This window comes from Enterobacter sp. DC4 (assembly GCF_000568095.1).
GTDB classification, from domain to species: Bacteria; Pseudomonadota; Gammaproteobacteria; order Enterobacterales; family Enterobacteriaceae; genus Enterobacter; species Enterobacter pseudoroggenkampii.
In genome coordinates this window covers 227440-245710 of the sequence record NZ_AZUB01000006.1, presented here as the reverse complement: position 1 = coordinate 245710, position 18271 = coordinate 227440, and the positions used below count along the sequence as shown (strand labels likewise).

11 protein-coding genes are annotated in these 18271 nt (G+C 57.7%); 4 read left to right on the top strand and 7 right to left on the bottom strand.

All coding sequences use genetic code 11. From position 1 onward, the window contains the following. Positions 1-383: 383 nt before the first annotated feature. The 4 genes from P349_RS06220 to P349_RS06235 all read right to left on the bottom strand — a co-directional run bounded on the left by P349_RS06220 (position 384) and on the right by P349_RS06235 (position 3734). Complete coding sequence (locus P349_RS06220) at positions 384-1430, bottom strand: bifunctional transcriptional activator/DNA repair enzyme AdaA (RefSeq protein ID WP_032647936.1); 1047 nt, start codon at positions 1428-1430, stop codon at positions 384-386. Next, a complete protein-coding gene (locus P349_RS06225; protein ID WP_032647937.1) occupies positions 1414-2190 on the bottom strand; it encodes an isocitrate lyase/PEP mutase family protein in 777 nt (258 codons plus the stop codon). The genes P349_RS06220 and P349_RS06225 overlap by 17 nt, the downstream gene beginning before the upstream one ends. Positions 2191-2322: 132 nt before the next feature. Further along, on the bottom strand, positions 2323-3114 hold the full coding sequence (locus tag P349_RS06230; RefSeq protein ID WP_032647938.1) for a hypothetical protein: 792 nt from the start codon (positions 3112-3114) through the stop codon (positions 2323-2325). A gap of 305 nt (positions 3115-3419) precedes the next feature. Further along, positions 3420-3734 (bottom strand): hypothetical protein, encoded by a 315-nt coding sequence (locus P349_RS06235; protein WP_024908324.1) that lies wholly within the window; start codon positions 3732-3734, stop codon positions 3420-3422. A gap of 399 nt (positions 3735-4133) precedes the next feature. Between P349_RS06235 and P349_RS06240 the strand changes: the two genes are divergently transcribed. From P349_RS06240 to P349_RS06250, 3 genes are all read left to right on the top strand, one after another. Further along, on the top strand, positions 4134-4490 hold the full coding sequence (locus tag P349_RS06240; RefSeq protein WP_008502540.1) for a hypothetical protein: 357 nt from the start codon (positions 4134-4136) through the stop codon (positions 4488-4490). A gap of 87 nt (positions 4491-4577) precedes the next feature. Further along, positions 4578-4922: a cupin domain-containing protein gene (locus P349_RS06245; RefSeq protein WP_024908323.1), complete on the top strand. Its 345-nt coding sequence runs from the start codon at positions 4578-4580 to the stop codon at positions 4920-4922. Between the two features lie 68 nt (positions 4923-4990). Further along, a complete protein-coding gene (locus tag P349_RS06250; protein WP_032647940.1) occupies positions 4991-5548 on the top strand; it encodes a YceI family protein in 558 nt (185 codons plus the stop codon). Here the strand turns inward: P349_RS06250 and P349_RS06255 are convergent. Genes P349_RS06255 through P349_RS06265 form a run of 3 tightly spaced genes read right to left on the bottom strand, consistent with a single transcriptional unit; the run spans position 5540 to position 7393 of the window. Continuing rightward, positions 5540-6331 (bottom strand): anti-sigma factor family protein, encoded by a 792-nt coding sequence (locus P349_RS06255; protein ID WP_032647942.1) that lies wholly within the window; start codon positions 6329-6331, stop codon positions 5540-5542. The genes P349_RS06250 and P349_RS06255 overlap by 9 nt on opposite strands. Beyond that, positions 6328-6858, bottom strand: a complete 531-nt coding sequence (locus P349_RS06260; RefSeq protein ID WP_081758218.1) for an RNA polymerase sigma factor — start codon at positions 6856-6858, stop codon at positions 6328-6330. The genes P349_RS06255 and P349_RS06260 overlap by 4 nt, the downstream gene beginning before the upstream one ends. Before the next feature lie 7 nt (positions 6859-6865). Then, complete coding sequence (locus tag P349_RS06265; protein ID WP_032647946.1) at positions 6866-7393, bottom strand: tetratricopeptide repeat protein; 528 nt, start codon at positions 7391-7393, stop codon at positions 6866-6868. A 755-nt stretch (positions 7394-8148) separates the two neighbouring features. Here P349_RS06265 and P349_RS06270 point away from each other — a divergent pair. Further along, on the top strand, positions 8149-18252 hold the full coding sequence (locus P349_RS06270; protein ID WP_032647947.1) for a BapA/Bap/LapF family large adhesin: 10104 nt from the start codon (positions 8149-8151) through the stop codon (positions 18250-18252). Positions 18253-18271: the final 19 nt, after the last annotated feature.

The following is an 18271-nucleotide window of genomic DNA, read 5'->3' as shown; positions in this document are numbered from 1 at the left end:
ACGGCATCGCATCTGACATTTAAAAAATCAAATCAATATTGATAATAATTCTCTTTTTACCGTGAGCTAAGATCGAAGCCTTATGAGCCCCTAAGTATTGCAAACCAATCTCTCATTTCTCACTAAAAGAAGGCGGTAAAAATTTTAGGCACCTTCTTAGGCACCATCGAAAAGTTGAATTAGAAATTAATATAATAAATTCATTGAATTACAAACCCAATTCAGACTCCGCCAGCCCACCAAAATTCTCCATCGATGATTACCAGAGTCATCCGATGAAGTCCTAAGAGCCCGCACGGCGCAAGCCCTGCGGGCTTTTTTGTACCCTCAATATGTCCCGCGAAGTCCATAAAATTTCCCGGCGACACAGAAACATCACGCCATTAAACATGGTTTCTCTCATGCTCAATGAGCCATTCTTTGCGTGAAATCCCCCCTCCATAACCTGTCATCGCACCATCTTTTCCAATTATCCTGTGACAGGGGATCACAATGGCAATCCGGTTGGCACCGTTAGCGGCAGCGACGGCGCGCACAGCATTTGGCTTATTAAGCCGTAGTGAAATGGCCTGATAGTGTGAGATCTGTCCATAGGGAACAGCACGCAACGCATGCCAGACGGATTGTTGAAAATCACTGCCCGGGGCATCTAAAGCGAGATCAAACTGTCGGCGCGTTCCGGCAAAATACTCGTCGATCTCTTTTACTGTCTGTCGGGTATGGTTGTTTTCGCCGGTGACGATTCTGGCGTTAAATAAACGCTGAATATCGCGGAATTCAGTTTCCAACATCCGGCGATCGGTAAACTCCAGCAGACAGACTCCCCGCTCTGTCGCGCAGACAAACATCGGTCCAAGCGTCGTGGTGAACCGATGAATGACTATCACCTGGGTTGCCTGAGTCGGCGCTGCGCCAGTAAGCCGCTTGTAGGTGTAACCAAAGCCGCTCAGGGATTCATAGCCATTGTCCAGCGCAACGTCAGTCGCCGCTCGTCCGCTTTTCAGCTCCTGCAGGGCAACGTTCACCCGCTGCATTCGCTGGAAAGCCTGAAAAGTGATGCCGTGATGTTGCAGGAACCAGCGTCTTACCCGCTCCGGGCTGATGCCATGCTGACGAAGCTCCGCGTCTGCTACACGGGATTTAATATCGCGCCTGACAAGCGCAAGCGCCTGCTCAACGAATAATGGCGTGCTGTGCGCATTTTCAGCGGGCCTGCAGACCTTACAGGGACGAAAGCCAGCCGCCAGGGCAGATTTGGCATCTTTATAAAATTCGACATTTTCACGTTTGGGCTTTCGCGCCCGGCATGCCGAAATGCAGAATACGCCAGTGGTTTTGACGCCAACAAAAAACACGCCAGTATATTCTGAAGAACGTTCAAGTAATGCCTGATACCAGATATCGCATAAATTCTTATCGGTTATTTTCATCACTAAAAAGTCCTTCAAACGTCTGACGCGCTCGGATCGCATGCATGACATCAGTCAACGTTGACTGCATCGCTGAATGAACAAAATTGCCCATTGAAATGCGGCTTGCCCCGGCCCGTTTCAGCCTGTCGAATGACGGTAGATCGGGCATACACATGACATTCAGGGGCAATCCCGTTGCCTCTGCTATGAGTCTGATGTCTTTCTCTGACGTCAGGCAGGGAACAAAAAGGCCGTCGGCACCTGCAGCTTTATAGCGTTGACCCCGTAATATCGTCTCCTGCAACGCGTCTTCATGCCCGAGCAAGTACGTGTCAGTCCGGATATTCAGAAACAGACGATAATCTTCCCTTCTCAGCATATTGCACACTGCTCTCAGGTTACGGGAAAAATCAGAGGCATCGTCAAGCTGACGACCCCCGTTTATGACTCGGCTGTCTTCGAGGTTAACGCCTGCGACGCCTGTCTGAGCAAGGCGCCTCAGATTGGCTACTATCTCTTCAGCTGAATCACCATACCCTGCTTCCATGTCAACGCTCAATGGCAGGTTGCTGACAGCCCGGATCCGGGTAACCATATAAAATAACTCATCAAACGGCATTCCCTGGCCGTCGTCATATCCCAGAGTGGACGCTATAGCTGCACTGGACGTTCCTAGTACCTGATAGCCTGCTTTTTGCGCTGCGACAGCACTGGCGGCATCCCAGACGTTGGCGATAAGAAGAGGCTCATGCTGATAGTGGCGTTCTGCAAAGTTCATATTCATATCCTCTCGATAGATTGAAAATGAATCTAAGCACTCAGCAAGAACCTCACAACCGAAATTCAGACAACCATTTTTTTAGCAAACGTCGTCTGAACATGGGTACGGAACAGACCAAACTTTTTAAGGTCAGGTTCTGGCTTCGAGCATGGCAAGGATCGCCCAACGGGCCGCATCGTCCGCGATATTTTCCGGCTGCGCATCAGCACGCAGCGTGATATAAGCATCAACAGCCTTTCTGAGGGACATGCTGACGGAATCACGATCGTGCATTGCCAGCGTAGAAGCCAACAGGTTATCAGGATCAATGCTGAGGAATTCGATGCGGCGAACCCCACGTTGCGGTAGATTTGCTCGACGGTACAGCATAGGTCCCAGCACTTGCTCCCGGAAGAATGCCAGCATGCCTATCGCTTCAAAGAGTTCTCCCCTTCCCAGTTTCACCACCGCGTAATGAAGCCAGATCCAGGCTCGGGACTCAAACCACTCCGGCGTCATATCAGGCCAGTTAGCGCTAAATTTTGCCAGTTGGCGCTCCAGAGCGGTGTTATCACGGGTAAATAACACCACGGGCTCCTCAACGCGCTGAGTGAGCATTTCCAGGGTGACAAATTTCAGATCGACATGAAGGAGTTCGGGACCATACAGGCAGATAAGCAGACGAGGCTCTCCCACATGTTCCCCGGTGAAAGCATGGAGCAGGTGACCCAGTGTTCCGGCGAACACAATACGCTGAGCCATGATTTCGTCATAGTAGAGAGGGTCTACCACAACGACAAAATCAAGATCGGAGTATTTATCAAACCCGCCATGAACAAGCGAGCCGCCAGCGAGAAGGGAGTGAATCCGCGAATCAGCCTGAAATTTAAGCTTAAGTTGCTCTGCAAAACTTCTGTGTAAATCGGGTAACGTACTAAGCATACTTTTTCCTGTTCACAAAAAAGACAAAGCATTACAGGGTATCGCGCAGTGAACAGGCAGGCCAGATATTTTTTGCAGGAACAATAATGTCCTAAGAGGGTTCTCCCGATGCGTTATATTGCCCTGTAAATTCGGAGAAATCTCTGACCATCGTCGATTACTCGGATATCTGACTAACATAGTCGTACCAGTAAAGGCAACAAAGCAGTCCTTATGAGATTATATGGACTCTATGAGTCGGCCAAAACTCACCATGAAAATCATTGGATATGGCATAAACGCAAAAATTGTTTTTGACTTGCTGTCTATTGATAATAATCCTGCTTAAAACGCCAGGCTTTATACGTTAATTTGAGGGGGGTCATCCAACAGAAGATACCAAAGATAAACACTACAGCAATGCCTGATGAAATGATATTTTCTCGCGAAGCGAAGCAAACCGCCAGTATGAACAGAACCGTAAGTACGACTGAAAATATAACAGTCCCTTTAAACCGATTTGAAAGCGCAGGAAGCAAAATATCCAGCGTCGAACGCTGAGTATCCACGTAGCGTTTAAGCTTTTGCAGCTCTTCTTTTGTGAAACCAGATCTAAGCAACGCTTCTTCCGTTATCGCCATGCTATTCCCCTCCTTCTAATCAAAGCTACTATATCTTGATCTTTAAAACATAACGACCTACCGGCTGGTTGTTTATGTTGTACTCCCCTGGCTTTGACAAACATCAACACCCTCTCCCCCCGCCTGTGCAAAATTACCCACATCACCCAGCGCTACGGATTAGCCGCCCCAACCCGGAAGGAACCCCAACATGTACAAACCCATAACCGTCATAATCTTCGTTCTCCTGGCCCTCGCCGCCCTTGTTGAAATAGGCTTTTTATCCTTTGGATAATCCTCAGGCGAAATCCCCCTCATCAGGGCACATTGATCTCATTACAGTTTTTTCCTAAAGCCATCCCGCTTCGCCTGTGCCATGCTGAATCACGCTCATAACCGATAACGTTAAATGAGGATATTATGAAAAAAACAATTATCGCATTATCTGCCGTTCTGCTGGCTTCCCCAGTATTTGCTGCGACCACACATGCAACTGACGATACCGTCGCTGCGGCGAACGCAAACGCCAACGAGGCGAAGCAAAAACTGCACGAAGAGCAGAATAAAGGTGAAGAGCTGAAGCTGAAACAGAAGCACGCTGCGGAAGGTAAAAGCGAAAGCTTTGGCAGCAAGGTCAGCGAAGATTCCCAGAAAGCCTGGCATAAAACCAAAGAAGGCACCGAGAAAGGGTGGGATGCCACCAAAGAAGGCGCTGAGAAAGGCTGGAACAAAACCAAAGAAGGTGCCAGCGAGCTGGAAAAGAAAGTCACTGAGTAATCCCTTCGAAAGGCCGCATACGCGGCCTTTTTTATTCCCTCCCACCCTGCTTCCTGAAGGCTAAACTTATTTCAGGAGGGCACCGTCATGAGCCACAAAGAAACCGCACCAGAAACCCAGGGCGTTACCGTTGAACTGCTTTCCATCGTCGATCTGGGCCCGGAGATCGCAGGCATGGACGGTCGACAGCTTCGCATGCGCAGGGTGACACTCGCCCCCGGCGCGGTCTTTGGTCCGGTGCACGATCATATCGATCGCCCCGGTACCGTTTTTATCCTTGAGGGGACCATCACCGATCATCGTAACGGTATCGCCACCGATTACGGTCCCGGCGTCGGGTGGCCGGAAGACCATAATACGGTCCACTGGCTGGAAAATCGGGGCCCGATCGCCGCCGTCGAAATCTCGGTGGATATCGTTAAAACACCCTGACGCACAAAAGTCGAATAGATCCCGGGGGTGACGCGTTTACTCCCTGCCCCCCTAAAAGAGATCCTGAGATGCTGCGACGCCTGGTGATAGTGCTGATTTTGTTTTGTCCGTGGGCATTAGCTGCCCCAAAAAGCTACATTATCGACACCGACAACACCGCCATTCGGCTATCGTGGCATGCCTTCGGCGGTATCCTCTCCTGGGCGACGTTCAGCGGCGTGACGGGCGCCGTGGCCCTCAACGCGGAAAACGACGTCGACGACCATATTCACGTCACCATTCCCGTAGCAACTCTGGTGGCCTCAAACAAACTGCTTACCTGGCAGCTGAAAAGCGATATGTTTTTTGATTCTGAGCACTACCCGACTATCGAGTTCATCAGCTCTCGCGTGGTCGCCCTGGGTGACGGGCGGTTCAGGGTGTTCGGCACGCTGCCCGTGCGTAACATTGCCCGCCCGGTGCTCCTGGAGGCCGTGGTGAAAGACCCGCATGCGCAAGTCCTCACCCTGGATGCCACCACGGCGATCTCGCGCGCGTCCTATGGGATGGATAAGTTTGCGCTGGTCGTGGACGATCGTATTGCCATCGCCATTGCGATTAAGACAAACGACGTGCCGTCATCCTGAAATGAGCCGCTGTAGCTGCTCCGCATTTCCCCGCAGGTGAGACGGTGGATTGCGACCAATCAGGACAAACTGGTAGCCCGCCTCCTGCCACCACGCCAGGTTCATGCTGTGCCGCTGCTCCTGGCGCAGAGAGGCCCTGGTCTTTTCGTCAACAGGAGAAATACAGAGCGCCATCGGGCCGAAGTCGGCGTTGATCCAGGCAATCTGCGCGATAGAGGTGGTTTCATAGCGCAGCATTCGCACCATCTTCAACTCTGCCCCCTGCAGGACTAGCTTCGACATGTGCAGCTTTATGCCGATATCCTGTGCGGCCCGTTCCAGCCCGCGCTGCAGGATCGGCGTTGCGCTGTCCATATCCAGCAGCGTCTCGACGCTGTACAGGGACATATATTGCGCTTCGAGGTCGCGAATATGGGCGTTCTCATCCGCTGGCGCGGAAGCGGGCCGCAGCAGGTAGCCCAGCCCGGAGCCGATCATCAAAAAGCTGATCGATGCGGCAATCAGCGACCGCCTGCTAACGCCAGGCGCCGTGGAGGACTGTGGTTCGGGAATAGCAGCCAGACGCGCCTGCATTGTCTCCAGAGGCGCGTCATCCAGCAGGGAGGCAAACGCCCCGGCGTAATCCTGGCTGCTTTTCATCAGTTCGTTGGTTCGCCCGGCGAGGCGTTCATCACGTTTCAACTGTTCTTCAAAATGCTGCGCGTCGGCGCGGCACATCTCGCCATCTATCCATGCCACGATAGCGTCGTCGTTATAGGGCGGTGCAAAACGGTGCGCGTTCAATAGCGTTTCTCCTTTACCGGAGGCAGTGCGTCAGCGGACCTGGCAAGCGCCGCCCGTGCCGTTGCCAGCCGGCTCATCACGGTACCGATCGGCACCGCCAGGGTGTCCGCCGCCTCCTGGTAGGTAAATCCTTCGACATAAACCAAAAATACCGCGTTGCGCTGGGCTTCAGGCAGCGTGTTGACGCGCTGCATCACCTTAAGGTAATGCAGACGCGTCTCATCCTGTTCGCGGGTGTCCGGTGCCAGAATCTCGTCGCTGGCCACAAATCCCTGTCCCTGACGCACGTGTCGAGCCCGAAGCTCAGAGATCCAGATGGAGTGCAGTATCGCGAACAGCCACCTGTCGATGCGTGTGCCTGGGGTATACTGGCTACTCCTTTCAAGCGCACGCACGCAGGTGGACTGAACCAGCTCTTCAGCGATATCCCTGTTTCGCGACAGCACCAGCCCATAGCGCCAGAGACGCGACAGATGTGCGGCTAACTGTTGACGAACCTCACTGGTAGCGATGGGCTTTCCCTCCACGAGAAAATCAGGATTCCGGATGTCCGTTAATGGCGGCCTGCAGGTCACGGTACTCCTCGCAGGACTGGCCACAAATACCGGCAATGACCTTCAGCTGTTCTTTCGCGAGGTCAGGACGTCCTTTTACCATCCACGCTTCACCGAGATATTCCCGGGCTTTGGCATAATCCGGGGCGATAGCCAGCGCACGCTGATAGTAACCAATGCCTTCGTCCGTACGACCAAGTTTGCGCGTGGCGAACCCGCGATAGTTCCACGCTTCAGCCGTATTGCCATTTTTCAGCGAATCAAGCAGATTCAGCGCCGCCTGGTACTCTCCTTTCTTCGCGAGATGGTACGCATAGTTGGTTTTGTCCTGGTCGCTGAGGCTGCTGCTCTTGTCCGGCACGCATTTCTGAGTAGCGCTGTCATACACCTGTCCGGAAGGACAATCAGGCGTTTTGCTCTCGGTACTATTATTGCCCATCGCCAGCGCCAGTGGGGACAGCAGGGAAAAAACCAGCACCGGGATCAAACGAAACGAGGTCGTGTTCATATAAAGCTCCAGGGTGAGTGGGGAGTGACGTCAGTAAACGTCCGACTGATGAGTTTTATTCATTCTCCGCGTCATTTTTTTGCTGCCGCGAAATCATGCTGACGTTGTAGCCCAATGAAAATAAATCAGGTTATCTCATCCTCTCCTTAACGTTATTATTTCGCGTGATAGCAGAGTTTTAACTTCACATAAGAATATATTTTATAGTCCAAGTGACATAATATATTTTATATCAAAAACGTTACCTTAACTTAAATGAACATTAAGCAAACCTAAAGAATATCGTTTTACATTATATTCAAAACATTCCCTACCAATTATCGCAGTGCGTAAACCACGCTAAGAAAAAACATTACATACTAAAATTAAAGACATATAAAACAACTGATTGCATCAGCCTAATTATTGACGACATCAATATATCAATGCCTTCCACCTTGTTTTCGCACTTATTTGCGAAAGCTTAATTTGCACAACCCATGTTTTCTGTCTATATCAATTTTATATCCTCAAAAATAATTCCTCTATTAATTACAGGGTTTTACAAAACATAAAACACGAATAAAACGGTTCTCTTGCATAAAAATTAGATTCGTTCTGATGTTGCCACTCTGAATCCTGGCGGGCATCGTGCGCGCTAAAAAACGGTCAGTGCTGCGTTCTAACAGCGACTGCGCCGGGGGCGCCCTTTACCTTCTGCAGAGATGGCTCGTCTTGCTCGCCGTTCATGACACATCTGCTGGAGTAATAACTAAATGAGCCAAATCTCTGTTATCTCGAAACTTACTGGCGTGGAAACGAAAATGGAAGGCACACAGGTCACGCTGAGCCATTCCTCCATCGTTGAACTTCATGTAGAGCGAGCGAGTGTCTCCCACTTCGCGCGAAGCGGTAACGATCTGCTGGTGACATTGCACTCCGGTGAGGTGATCACTGTAAAAAATTTCTACGTCACGGACGCGCAGGGGGTAAGCCAGCTGGTTCTGGAGGACAGCAACGGCGCATTATGGTGGATTGAAGATCCCGCCGGGGCCGCCACCTACGAATCTATCGCGTCTACGGACGTGCTGCTTGCGGCGTCAGGAAGTGATGCCGGTGGCGCCGCCTTCTGGCCATGGGCCCTCGGCGGTATTGTCGCTGCAGGCGGTATCGCGGCTGCGGCAAGTACCGGCGGCGGTGGAGGAGGTGGCGATAATAACAACAGCACCAACCCCAACACTCCTGTCGATCCTGCCGATCCGGATACGACACCGCCGAATGCCCCCTCCAGCCTTCGTTTCTCGGCAGATGGTAAAACCGTTACCGGTACTGCCGAACCCGGCAGCACCATCACGCTGAAAGACGCGAACGGCAATGTCATTGGCACCGGAAAAACGGGCAGCGACGGCAACTTTACCGTCTCCCTCGGAACACCGCTGATCAACGGCGAGCACGTGACGGCCACGGCGACGGATAACGCCGGGAATACCAGCCAGGGCACAAGTATCACCGCACCGGATCTCACCGCACCCGATGCGCCAACGATTGGCAGCGTAATCGACGATATTGCCCCTCTGACAGGGACGGTGACCAACGGCGGCAGCACCAACGATCAGCGGCCACAGCTCACCGGCACCGCCGAAGCAGGCTCCACCGTGACGATTTATGACGGCGGGATAGCCATTGGTACGGCGGTCGTCGCCAGCAATGGCACCTGGACCTTTACCCCGTCAGTTGACCTGAGTGAAAGCACTCACCAGATTACCGTGAAGGCAACCGACGCCGCCGGCAACACCGGCCCAGCCTCACCGGTGTTTACGCTTACGGTGGATCTTACTCCGCCGGACGCACCGACCGCGATTGTGCTGACCGATGACACGGGCCTTATCAGGGGCACCATTACGTCGGGCACGCCTACCGATGCGTCAAAACCAATTTTGGCGGGAACGGGCGAGCCCGGTGGAACCATCACCATTTACGATAACGGCGTGGCGATTGGCACAACGACGGTGCTGCCCAACGGCACCTGGAGCGTTACGCCAAACGCTCCGCTCCCGGACGGGACGCACTCCATCACCGTCACTGAAACCGATGCCGCCGGAAACCAGAGTTCGGCATCAGCACCTATCACCTTTACTGTGGATACTACCCCGCCGTCAGCCCCTGGAAACCTCGTGGTTTCGAATGATGGCGGCACCATCAGCGGCATTGCAGAAGCCGGCAGCACGGTGACCATCCGTGAAGGCGATGTCACCCTTGGCACAGCTGTTGCCGATAGCCAGGGTAACTTCAGCCTGACGCTGACCCCGCCGAAGCTCAACGGCGAAATCCTGACGGCAGACGCTACCGACACGGCAGGCAACACGAGTCCAACCACCTCCGCGGCGGCACCGGATATTACCCCACCGCAGACGCCAGTTATCGTATCTGTGATTGATGACGTGGAAGCCGCCACCGGCCCCGTGGGCCCGAACGGGCTTACCAACGACCGGGCGCCCACCGTGAACGGAACGGGCGAGGCGGGCACAACCATCACGATTTCTAACGGAAGCGTTATCCTCGGCACGGTGGTGGTTCCTTCCTCCGGCCTGTGGAGCTTTACGCCGCCCTCACCGCTGGCCGATGGCACCTACGTGCTCACGGCAAAGGCGACGGATGCCGCCGGTAACCAAAGCGGAATCTCAGCCGCGTGGATAATTAACGTCGACGGGACGGCACCTGACGCCCCAGTGATTTCACAAGTCGTGGACGATGTGCCCGGTGGAATTGTTGGCTTGCTCGACCCAAATGACACGACCAACGACGCCACCCCGACGCTCAGCGGTACCGCCGAGCCAAACGCGACGGTCACCCTCCGCGTGGACGGTGTGGCTATTGGTACGACCGTCGCCAACGGCCTCGGCGTATGGATCTTTACGCCTTCCTCGCCAATCGGTGAGGGTACCCACGCCCTGACCGCCGTCGCGACCGACGCGGCAGGTAACACCAGCGGCGTCTCCAACGCCTGGACTCTGACGATTGACAGCGTCGCGCCTGCCGCTCCGGTGATTACCCTGGTGATAGATGATGCGCCCGAGCGCGTCGGCGCGCTCAACTCCAACGACAGCACCAACGACACCACGCCGACGCTCAACGGCACCGCTGAACCGGGCTCGACGGTCACCATCCGCCTGGATGGCAGCGTTCTTGGCACGGCCCTGGTCGACAACAACGGCGTGTGGACCTATACCCCCACCGTACCGCTTGGCGAAGGGCCTCATACCTTCACCGTCGTCACCACCGACGCAGCGGGCAACACCAGCCTGCCGTCTGCCGACTTCAACGTTATTGTCGATACCACACCGCCTGGGGCGGTGACCATCACTGCCGCGCTCGATGACGTCGGCGGCGTTCAGGGCACGCTCAACAGCGGCGATACCACGGATGACACCCAACCGCTGCTGCAGGGCTCCGCTCCGGCGGATGCGGTGATCACCGTCTATGACGGCACAACCCTGCTCGGCACCGCCACCCTCGACGGCAGCGGCGGCTGGAGCTTTACGCCGGTCACCCCGCTCACCGACGGCCCGCATTCGCTGACGGTTCACGCCACGGATGCCGCCGGCAATACCACTATCTCCAGCCCGTTTGTATTGACGGTGGATACCGTCGCGCCTGCGACGCCTGACGTCCCGGCCATCACCGTCAATCCTGACGGCGGCACAACGCAAACGCCACTGAACCCGGGGGAAACCACCCGCGACACCACGCCAACCCTGAGCGGTACCGGCACGGCGGGTGATACCGTGACGATCTACAACAACGGCGTCAAAATCGGTGACGCTGTCGTGGACAATACCGGCACCTGGTCCTGGACGCCGCCCTCCCCGCTGCCCGGCGGCACCTATGACATCACCCTGACCGTCACCAACATGGACGGCACGGGCAACGAAAGCGCCCCGTCGCAGCCGGTCACCATCACCATTGATACCGATCCTCCGGCTACGCCTGCGGCACCGATCGTCACCGACAGCGTCACCCAGATCACCGGCCCCGTTCCCGATGGCGGCATCACCAACGATCCGCGCCCGGTACTGAGCGGCACCGGTACGCCGAACGACGTTATCAACATCACTGACACCGTCAACGGCGGCACGCCGACTATCGTTGGCACCGTCACGGTAGACAACAACGGCAACTGGAGCTGGCGTCCAGACATTAATATTGCGGAGGGCAGCCACGTCTATACCGCCACCGCCACCGATGAGGCGGGCAACGTCTCTGCCGCGTCACCGGCAATTACGATCAACGTGGACACCGTGGCGCCGGATACGCCAGTGATTGGTGCCGTGGGCGGCGAGCCGAACGGGGGCTACATCACGGATACCACGCCGACAGTGGGCGGAACTGGCGTTAACGGTGAGACGGTGATCGTCTACAACAACGGCGTCGAGCTGGGCCGTGTCGCGGTGGTTAACGGAGAATGGAGCCTGACGCTTCCAACGCAAACGGACGGCCCGCTGAACATTACCGTGGCGGGCGTGGATGCGGCGGGCAATCTCAGCGCGCCGAGTGCGGTCTTTACCGTCACGCTGGATACCGTTGCGCCTGGGATTCCGCAGATTAATGCCGTTTCAGACAGCCAGCTCACCAACAACGTGCTCTATACCCGCGACGGCACGCCGACCCTTACCGGAACCAGCGAACCCGGCACCACCGTTATCGTCTCCATCGACGGTACCCCGTCGGGCGTGCCGGTGACGATACAGCCGGACGGCAGCTGGAGCTGGACGGCAGGCACAACGCTGTCGGATGGTGCGCACACCTTCACCGTCTCGTCTGTCGATCCTGCGGGTAACGCATCCGGAAACTCGACGCCGCTGAGCGTGACGGTGGACACCGCCGTACCTGCCGACCCGATCAACATGTCCCTGGCACTGGAGGGGACCCCGTTGACCGGTAATGCCGAAGCGGGAACCACCATTACCGTGAAAGACAGCGGCGGGACCGTCATTGGTACCGGCGTTGTCGCAAGCAACGGCAGCTTCTCCATTGCGCTGAGCCCGGCGCAGCTGGATCCGACCACGCTGACCGTAAGCGCTACCGATGCCGCAGGAAATGCCAGCCCTGGCACGTCCTTTATCGTTATCGATTCACCGCTCGACCTGCCGCAGGTGCCCGTCATCACGGCGATCAACGACGACGTCGCCCCGATCGTCGGCGATGTGAAAGACAAAACCACCAATGACACCACCCCTACCCTTACCGGCACGGCTCAGGCGGGAAGCCTGATCGCCATCTATCAGGACGGTGGCGTAACGCCCGTCTCGACAGTCACTGCCGACGGCAGCGGCAACTGGAGCTATACGTCGACCACGCTTGGCGAGGGGCTGCACACCTTTGAGGTGACCGCGACCCTCAACGGCCTGACCAGCGGTCGCTCTCCGGCGGCCAGCGTTACCGTTGACCTCACCGCACCGGGCACGCCGACCATCGGCGCCGTGATTGACGACGTCGGCCCAGGCACCGGTCCGCTGACCAGCGGCCAGACCACCAACGACAACCAGCCGACCCTCACCGGCACCGGCGCGGTGGGCGATACCATCTCCATCTACAACAACGGCGTGCTGCTGGACAGCGTGGTGATCGGCAATACCGGTAACTGGAGCTATACCACGCCGGTCCTGGCGGAAGGTAATAACGTCCTGACCATCCACGAGACCGATCCAGCGGGCAACCAGAGCGGCCCTTCGGCGGGCTTCACCGTCGTGGTGGACTCCGTTTCCGCCACGCCGGTTATTACCAACGTCACGGACAATGTCGGTAACGTCGCCACCACTGTGGTCAGCGGCACTGAGACGAATGACGCCACGCCAACCCTTTCGGGGACAGCGGACGCAAACAGCGTGGTGAACATTTTCGACGGCGGCACGCAGATTGCCGTAGTGACGGCTGATAGCACCGGCGCATGGACGTTTACCCCTGACACCGCGCTCGGCGAAGGCTCGCACAGCTTCACCGTCCGGGCGACCGACCCGCAGGGCAACGTCAGCGCGGTCTCAGCCCCCTGGAGCGTGGTGGTTGACCTGACGGCACCGACGGTTCCGACGCTGGATAATGTGAACGACAACGTCCCTGGCGGCGTCACGGGCAACCTCACCAGCGGCCAGGTGACCAACGACAACACCCCAACCATCAGCGGCACCGGGCTGGCAGGCAGCACTGTTCACATCACGAACAACGGTACGGAAATTGGCACTGCAACCGTTGACGGAAGCGGGAACTGGTCCTTTACGCCGACCGCGCCGCTGGACGACGGCAGCTACGCCCTGCGCGCGTATGCCACGGATGCAGCAGGCAACGCCTCGGCTAACTCCTCGGTGTTCGCCTTTACCGTCGATACCGTAGCCCCCGGCGTACCGGTGGTGACGAGCGTCATTGACGATGTCGCCCCCGTCACCGGGACGCTCACGTCGGGCAACACCACCAACGACGCGCGTCCGACCTTCAACGGTACGGGCGACGTGGGTGCCACGGTGCATGTTATTGTCGACGGCAGCGAAATTGGCACGGCGGTGGTGAATGCCCAGGGCAACTGGACCTTCACCCCGGGCACCGATCTGGGCGAAGGGCCGCACGCGATCACCTTCAACGCCACCGACGTGGCTGGTAACACCGGCAGCACGACGGCGCCGTTTAACCTGACGGTGGATACGGTCGCGCCGTCAGCGCCGGTCATTTCGACCGCGGCTGACAACGTGGGCAGCATTCAAACCCCGCTCTCTTCCGGGCAGAGCACTGACGACACCACGCCGACGCTGAACGGCACTGCGACCGCTAACGCCACGGTCACCGTGTATGAGAACGGGCAGCCGGTTGGCACCGTACAGGCGGACGGGACCGGCGCATGGAGCTTTACGCCGTCAACGCCGCTGGCCAGCGGCAGCCATACCTGGACCGCCACGGTCACCGATGCGGCGGGCAACGTCAGCCCGACCTCGCCGAACTTTACCCTGATTGTTGATACCGCGGCACCGAACGCGCCGGTTATCAGCCAGGCAATCGACGACGTGGGCAGCATCACCGGCCCGCTCACGTCAGGGCAGACTACCGACGACACCGTACCGCGGCTTGTCGGAACCAGCGAACCGTTTGCCACCGTGAAGATCTACGAGGGAAGCACGCTTGTCGGAACGGGCACCGCGGATAGCGGCGGGAGCTGGAGTATCTTGCTCACCACCACGCTGGCGAGTGGTCCGCACAGCTTCACCGCGCAGGCCATAGATGCGGCAGGCAACACCAGCGTGTCGTCGGCAAGCTTTAGCCTCACCGTCGACGCCACGCCGCCTGCGCTGCCGGTGCTGACCAGTATTGTGGATGACGTAGGCAATGCCGCCACGCCGATCGCCAACGGCGGTGTGACCAACGATGCTCAGCCAACCCTCACCGGCACGGCGGAAGCCGGAGCCACGGTGAAAATCTTTGATAACGGCGTGCAAATCGGCAGCGTGACGGCGACCGGTGGGGCGTGGAGCTTTACGCCATCCCCGGCGCTGGGCAACGGTTCGCATAATTTAACCTTTACCGCCACCGATGCGGTGGGCAACGCCAGCGCGCCAACCGCCGGGTATGTGATTAACGTCGATACCCTCCCACCAGCCGCGCCGGTCATCAGCTCGGTCATTGATGATGTCGGCAGCGTTACCGGACCGGTAACCGGCACGAACCCGACCAACGACACACGTCCAACGCTGAACGGGACCGCCGAAGCGAATGCCACGGTGCGGATCTACGATGGCATTACGCTCGTGGGCACCGTCACCGCCGATGCCAGCGGCAACTGGACCCTGCCGCAAACCACCACCACGCTGGCGGAAGGCACGCATAACTTCACCGCCACGGCCACAGATGCAGCGGGCAACACCAGCGTGGCGTCAGCCGTAACGACGATTATCGTCGATACGATCGCGCCAACGGCACCGACCGGGACCTTCAACGCTGACGGTAGCATCCTGTCCGGGACTGCCGAAGCAGGCAGCACCGTCGCTATTCGTCTCGCTGACGGCTCAACGGTGACCGCCACGGCGGGCAGCAACGGCACGTACAGCTACACCTTCACGAACAAGCAGACCGAAGGCCAAACGCTGCAGATCACCGCCACCGACGTCGCGGGCAACACCTCGCTGCCCGGCTCCGCCCTTGCACCGGTGCTGCCGCTCTCCGCCAGCAATAACGTCGAAGAGCTGAACCTCAGCACCACGGCAACCGTGACCAACAGCCAGTACAGCGATTACGGCTTCCTGCTGGTCGGCGCCGTCGGCAACGTCCTGACGCTGCTGGGCAATGACACCGCACAGGTGAACTTCACGGTGGGCAGCGGCGGCAGCGCGGATATCGTGGTGAACGCCAACGCCACGGGGGCAGTGCTCTCTCTGCTCAATACCCTTGAGCTGGTGGTTCAGCATTACGTCAACGGTGCGTGGACCACCGTGGTGGATACCGGCCAACCGCAGTTTGCCGATCTGCTGACCCTCGGCGCTACCGGCGTGTCGCTGAACCTGACCGGGCTGGCTGACGGCAACTACCGCGTGCTCAGCTACAACACCAACCTGCTGGCGACCGGCTCCTACACTAGCCTCGACGTGGCCGTGAAAGAGACCGGTCCGGGTACGGTCACCGGTGAAACCAGCCACAACGGCAACGTGATCCTTGATAACGATCCAACCGCCGGCAGCGACAACGCGCCGGCCGGAACCACCCTCTCCGCGGTCACTAACGCCCAGGGCGTCACCACCAGCGTGAACGCCGACGGCACGGTGATTCAGGGCCAGTACGGTACGCTGACCATTAACCGCGACGGCAGCTACACCTACAGCCTGACCGACACCAGCGCCGCGGTCATTGGCCGCACGGAGAGCTTCACCTACACCATCACCCATAACGGCGTCAGCGCGTCGGCACAGCTGGTGCTGTCCCTGGGTGCCGGTACGGTAGTCAACGGTATTGTCGCCGTTGACGACACCAACGCCCTGACCTTCGACACCAGCGTGCACGAAATCAATAACGGCGCCTCGTCGCAGGGCGGCTTTACCGTGGTGGGCATTAATCTCGGCAACACGCTGGGGCTTAACCTGCTGGACGACATGACCAACCCGATTATTTATAACGTGGAGGAAGGCACGACCCGCACCATGACCATCCAGGCCTCCGTGGGCGGCGTGGCGCTGGCGTCGGTATTCGATCTGTATGTCTATAAGTTCAACAACGCCACCCAAACCTTCGAGCAGGTTCGCGTCGAGTCGGGCTGGCTGCGCGCCCCGCTGCTGGGGGGCACGTCATCCCAGCTGACGCTGAATCTGCCTGCCGGGGAGTACCTGTTCTTACTCAATACCGCATCGGGGATCGCCGTCCTGACGGGCTACACGCTGAGCGTCCTGCAGGATCATGTCTACAGCGTGGCGAGTATCAGCGAAACCACCACGGGCGACGTGCTGGCGAATGACCCGGTTCCGGCGGGCACGCTGGTTACCGAAGTGAACGGCGTAGCTGTCAACAGCAGTGGAACCACCGCCATTCAGGGAGAATACGGCACGCTGACCATTAATTCGTCCGGCCAGTACACCTATACCCTGAGGAGCGGCGTGGGGGCGGACCATATCAGCACGCCGGACACCTTCGTCTATACCGTTACCGCGCCTGACGGATCGAAGGATACGGCATCGCTTAACATCACCCCAACCGCACAGGCGATGAATGCGGTCAACGACGTCAGCGCCGCAATGGACGTCACCTCGGTGCATCACACGTCGGTCTACTCCGATACCACCGTGGGCGTCGCCAGCTGGACGACGGCCCTGCTCTCGTCAACCCAGGGCAGCGGCAGTGGCACCTTCGTGGTCGACCCGAACACCGCGCTGCACAACGCGTCGCTGCACTTTAGCGTGGCCTCTCTGCTGGCGCTGGGCGGGCTGACGGTGAACTGGACAATCAGCGACAGCTCAGGTGCGATCCGCAGCGGCTCCTTCAGCGGCGGCTCGCTGCTGGGCGGCAGTATCGACGTTCCGCTGACCGGGCTGGATCTCAACGCCGGGACCTATACGCTGAGCTTTACCGGTAGCGTACCGGGGCTCAGCGTCGGGAACATCACCATCACGCCAAGCGTGAACGGTACCACCTACTCGCTGACTGATTTCGACGCGACCGGCAGCCACACCGTCAACGGCAATATCTTCGACGGTACCGACTCGGGCGGCGTACTGGATCAGCTCCACTCGGTGGATACCCGCCTGAGCGTGACCGGCTACAACGGCGTCAGCACCACGCTGGATCCGTATACCGGCAGCGCAACGGTGAACATCACCGGCCATTACGGCATCCTGGCGATCGGTGCAGACGGTCATTACACCTATACCCTCAACAGCGGGGTATCGCTCTCATCCATCACCTCTAAGGAGACCTTCAACTACACCCTGACCGATGCGACCGGGAAGACGGACAGCGCCACGCTGACCATCAACATGGCGCCGCAGTTCATCAGCTCGGAACATAACGACGTCATTACCGGCACCGCCTACGGCGACACGCTGATTTATCAGGTGCTGAACAGTACGGTGGGGAATGCCACGGCGGGTAACACCAGCAGCGCCGCGGGCGATCACTGGACTGGCTTCTCGCTGGCGCAGGGAGACAAGATCGACATCGGCGATCTGCTGGTGGGCTGGAACGGTAGCGCCTCGACGCTGGGAAATTATCTCCATGTCACTAATAGTAATGGCAATACCGTGATCTCCATCGACCGTGACGGTGCAGGGTCCACCTACACTAATACCACGCTCGTTACGCTTGATGGCGTTCAGACCACCTACGACGAGCTTGTTAACCAGCAACACATCATTACCTGATAGCACCTGCAAGAGATGA

Coding starts and splice junctions, on each gene's coding strand:
- P349_RS06220 (WP_032647936.1), bottom strand. CDS start 1,430: ATGAAAATAACCGATAAGAATTTATGCGATATCTGGTATCAGGCATTA.
- P349_RS06225 (WP_032647937.1), bottom strand. CDS start 2,190: ATGAACTTTGCAGAACGCCACTATCAGCATGAGCCTCTTCTTATCGCC.
- P349_RS06230 (WP_032647938.1), bottom strand. CDS start 3,114: ATGCTTAGTACGTTACCCGATTTACACAGAAGTTTTGCAGAGCAACTT.
- P349_RS06235 (WP_024908324.1), bottom strand. CDS start 3,734: ATGGCGATAACGGAAGAAGCGTTGCTTAGATCTGGTTTCACAAAAGAA.
- P349_RS06240 (WP_008502540.1), top strand. CDS start 4,134: ATGAAAAAAACAATTATCGCATTATCTGCCGTTCTGCTGGCTTCCCCA.
- P349_RS06245 (WP_024908323.1), top strand. CDS start 4,578: ATGAGCCACAAAGAAACCGCACCAGAAACCCAGGGCGTTACCGTTGAA.
- P349_RS06250 (WP_032647940.1), top strand. CDS start 4,991: ATGCTGCGACGCCTGGTGATAGTGCTGATTTTGTTTTGTCCGTGGGCA.
- P349_RS06265 (WP_032647946.1), bottom strand. CDS start 7,393: ATGAACACGACCTCGTTTCGTTTGATCCCGGTGCTGGTTTTTTCCCTG.
- P349_RS06270 (WP_032647947.1), top strand. CDS start 8,149: ATGAGCCAAATCTCTGTTATCTCGAAACTTACTGGCGTGGAAACGAAA.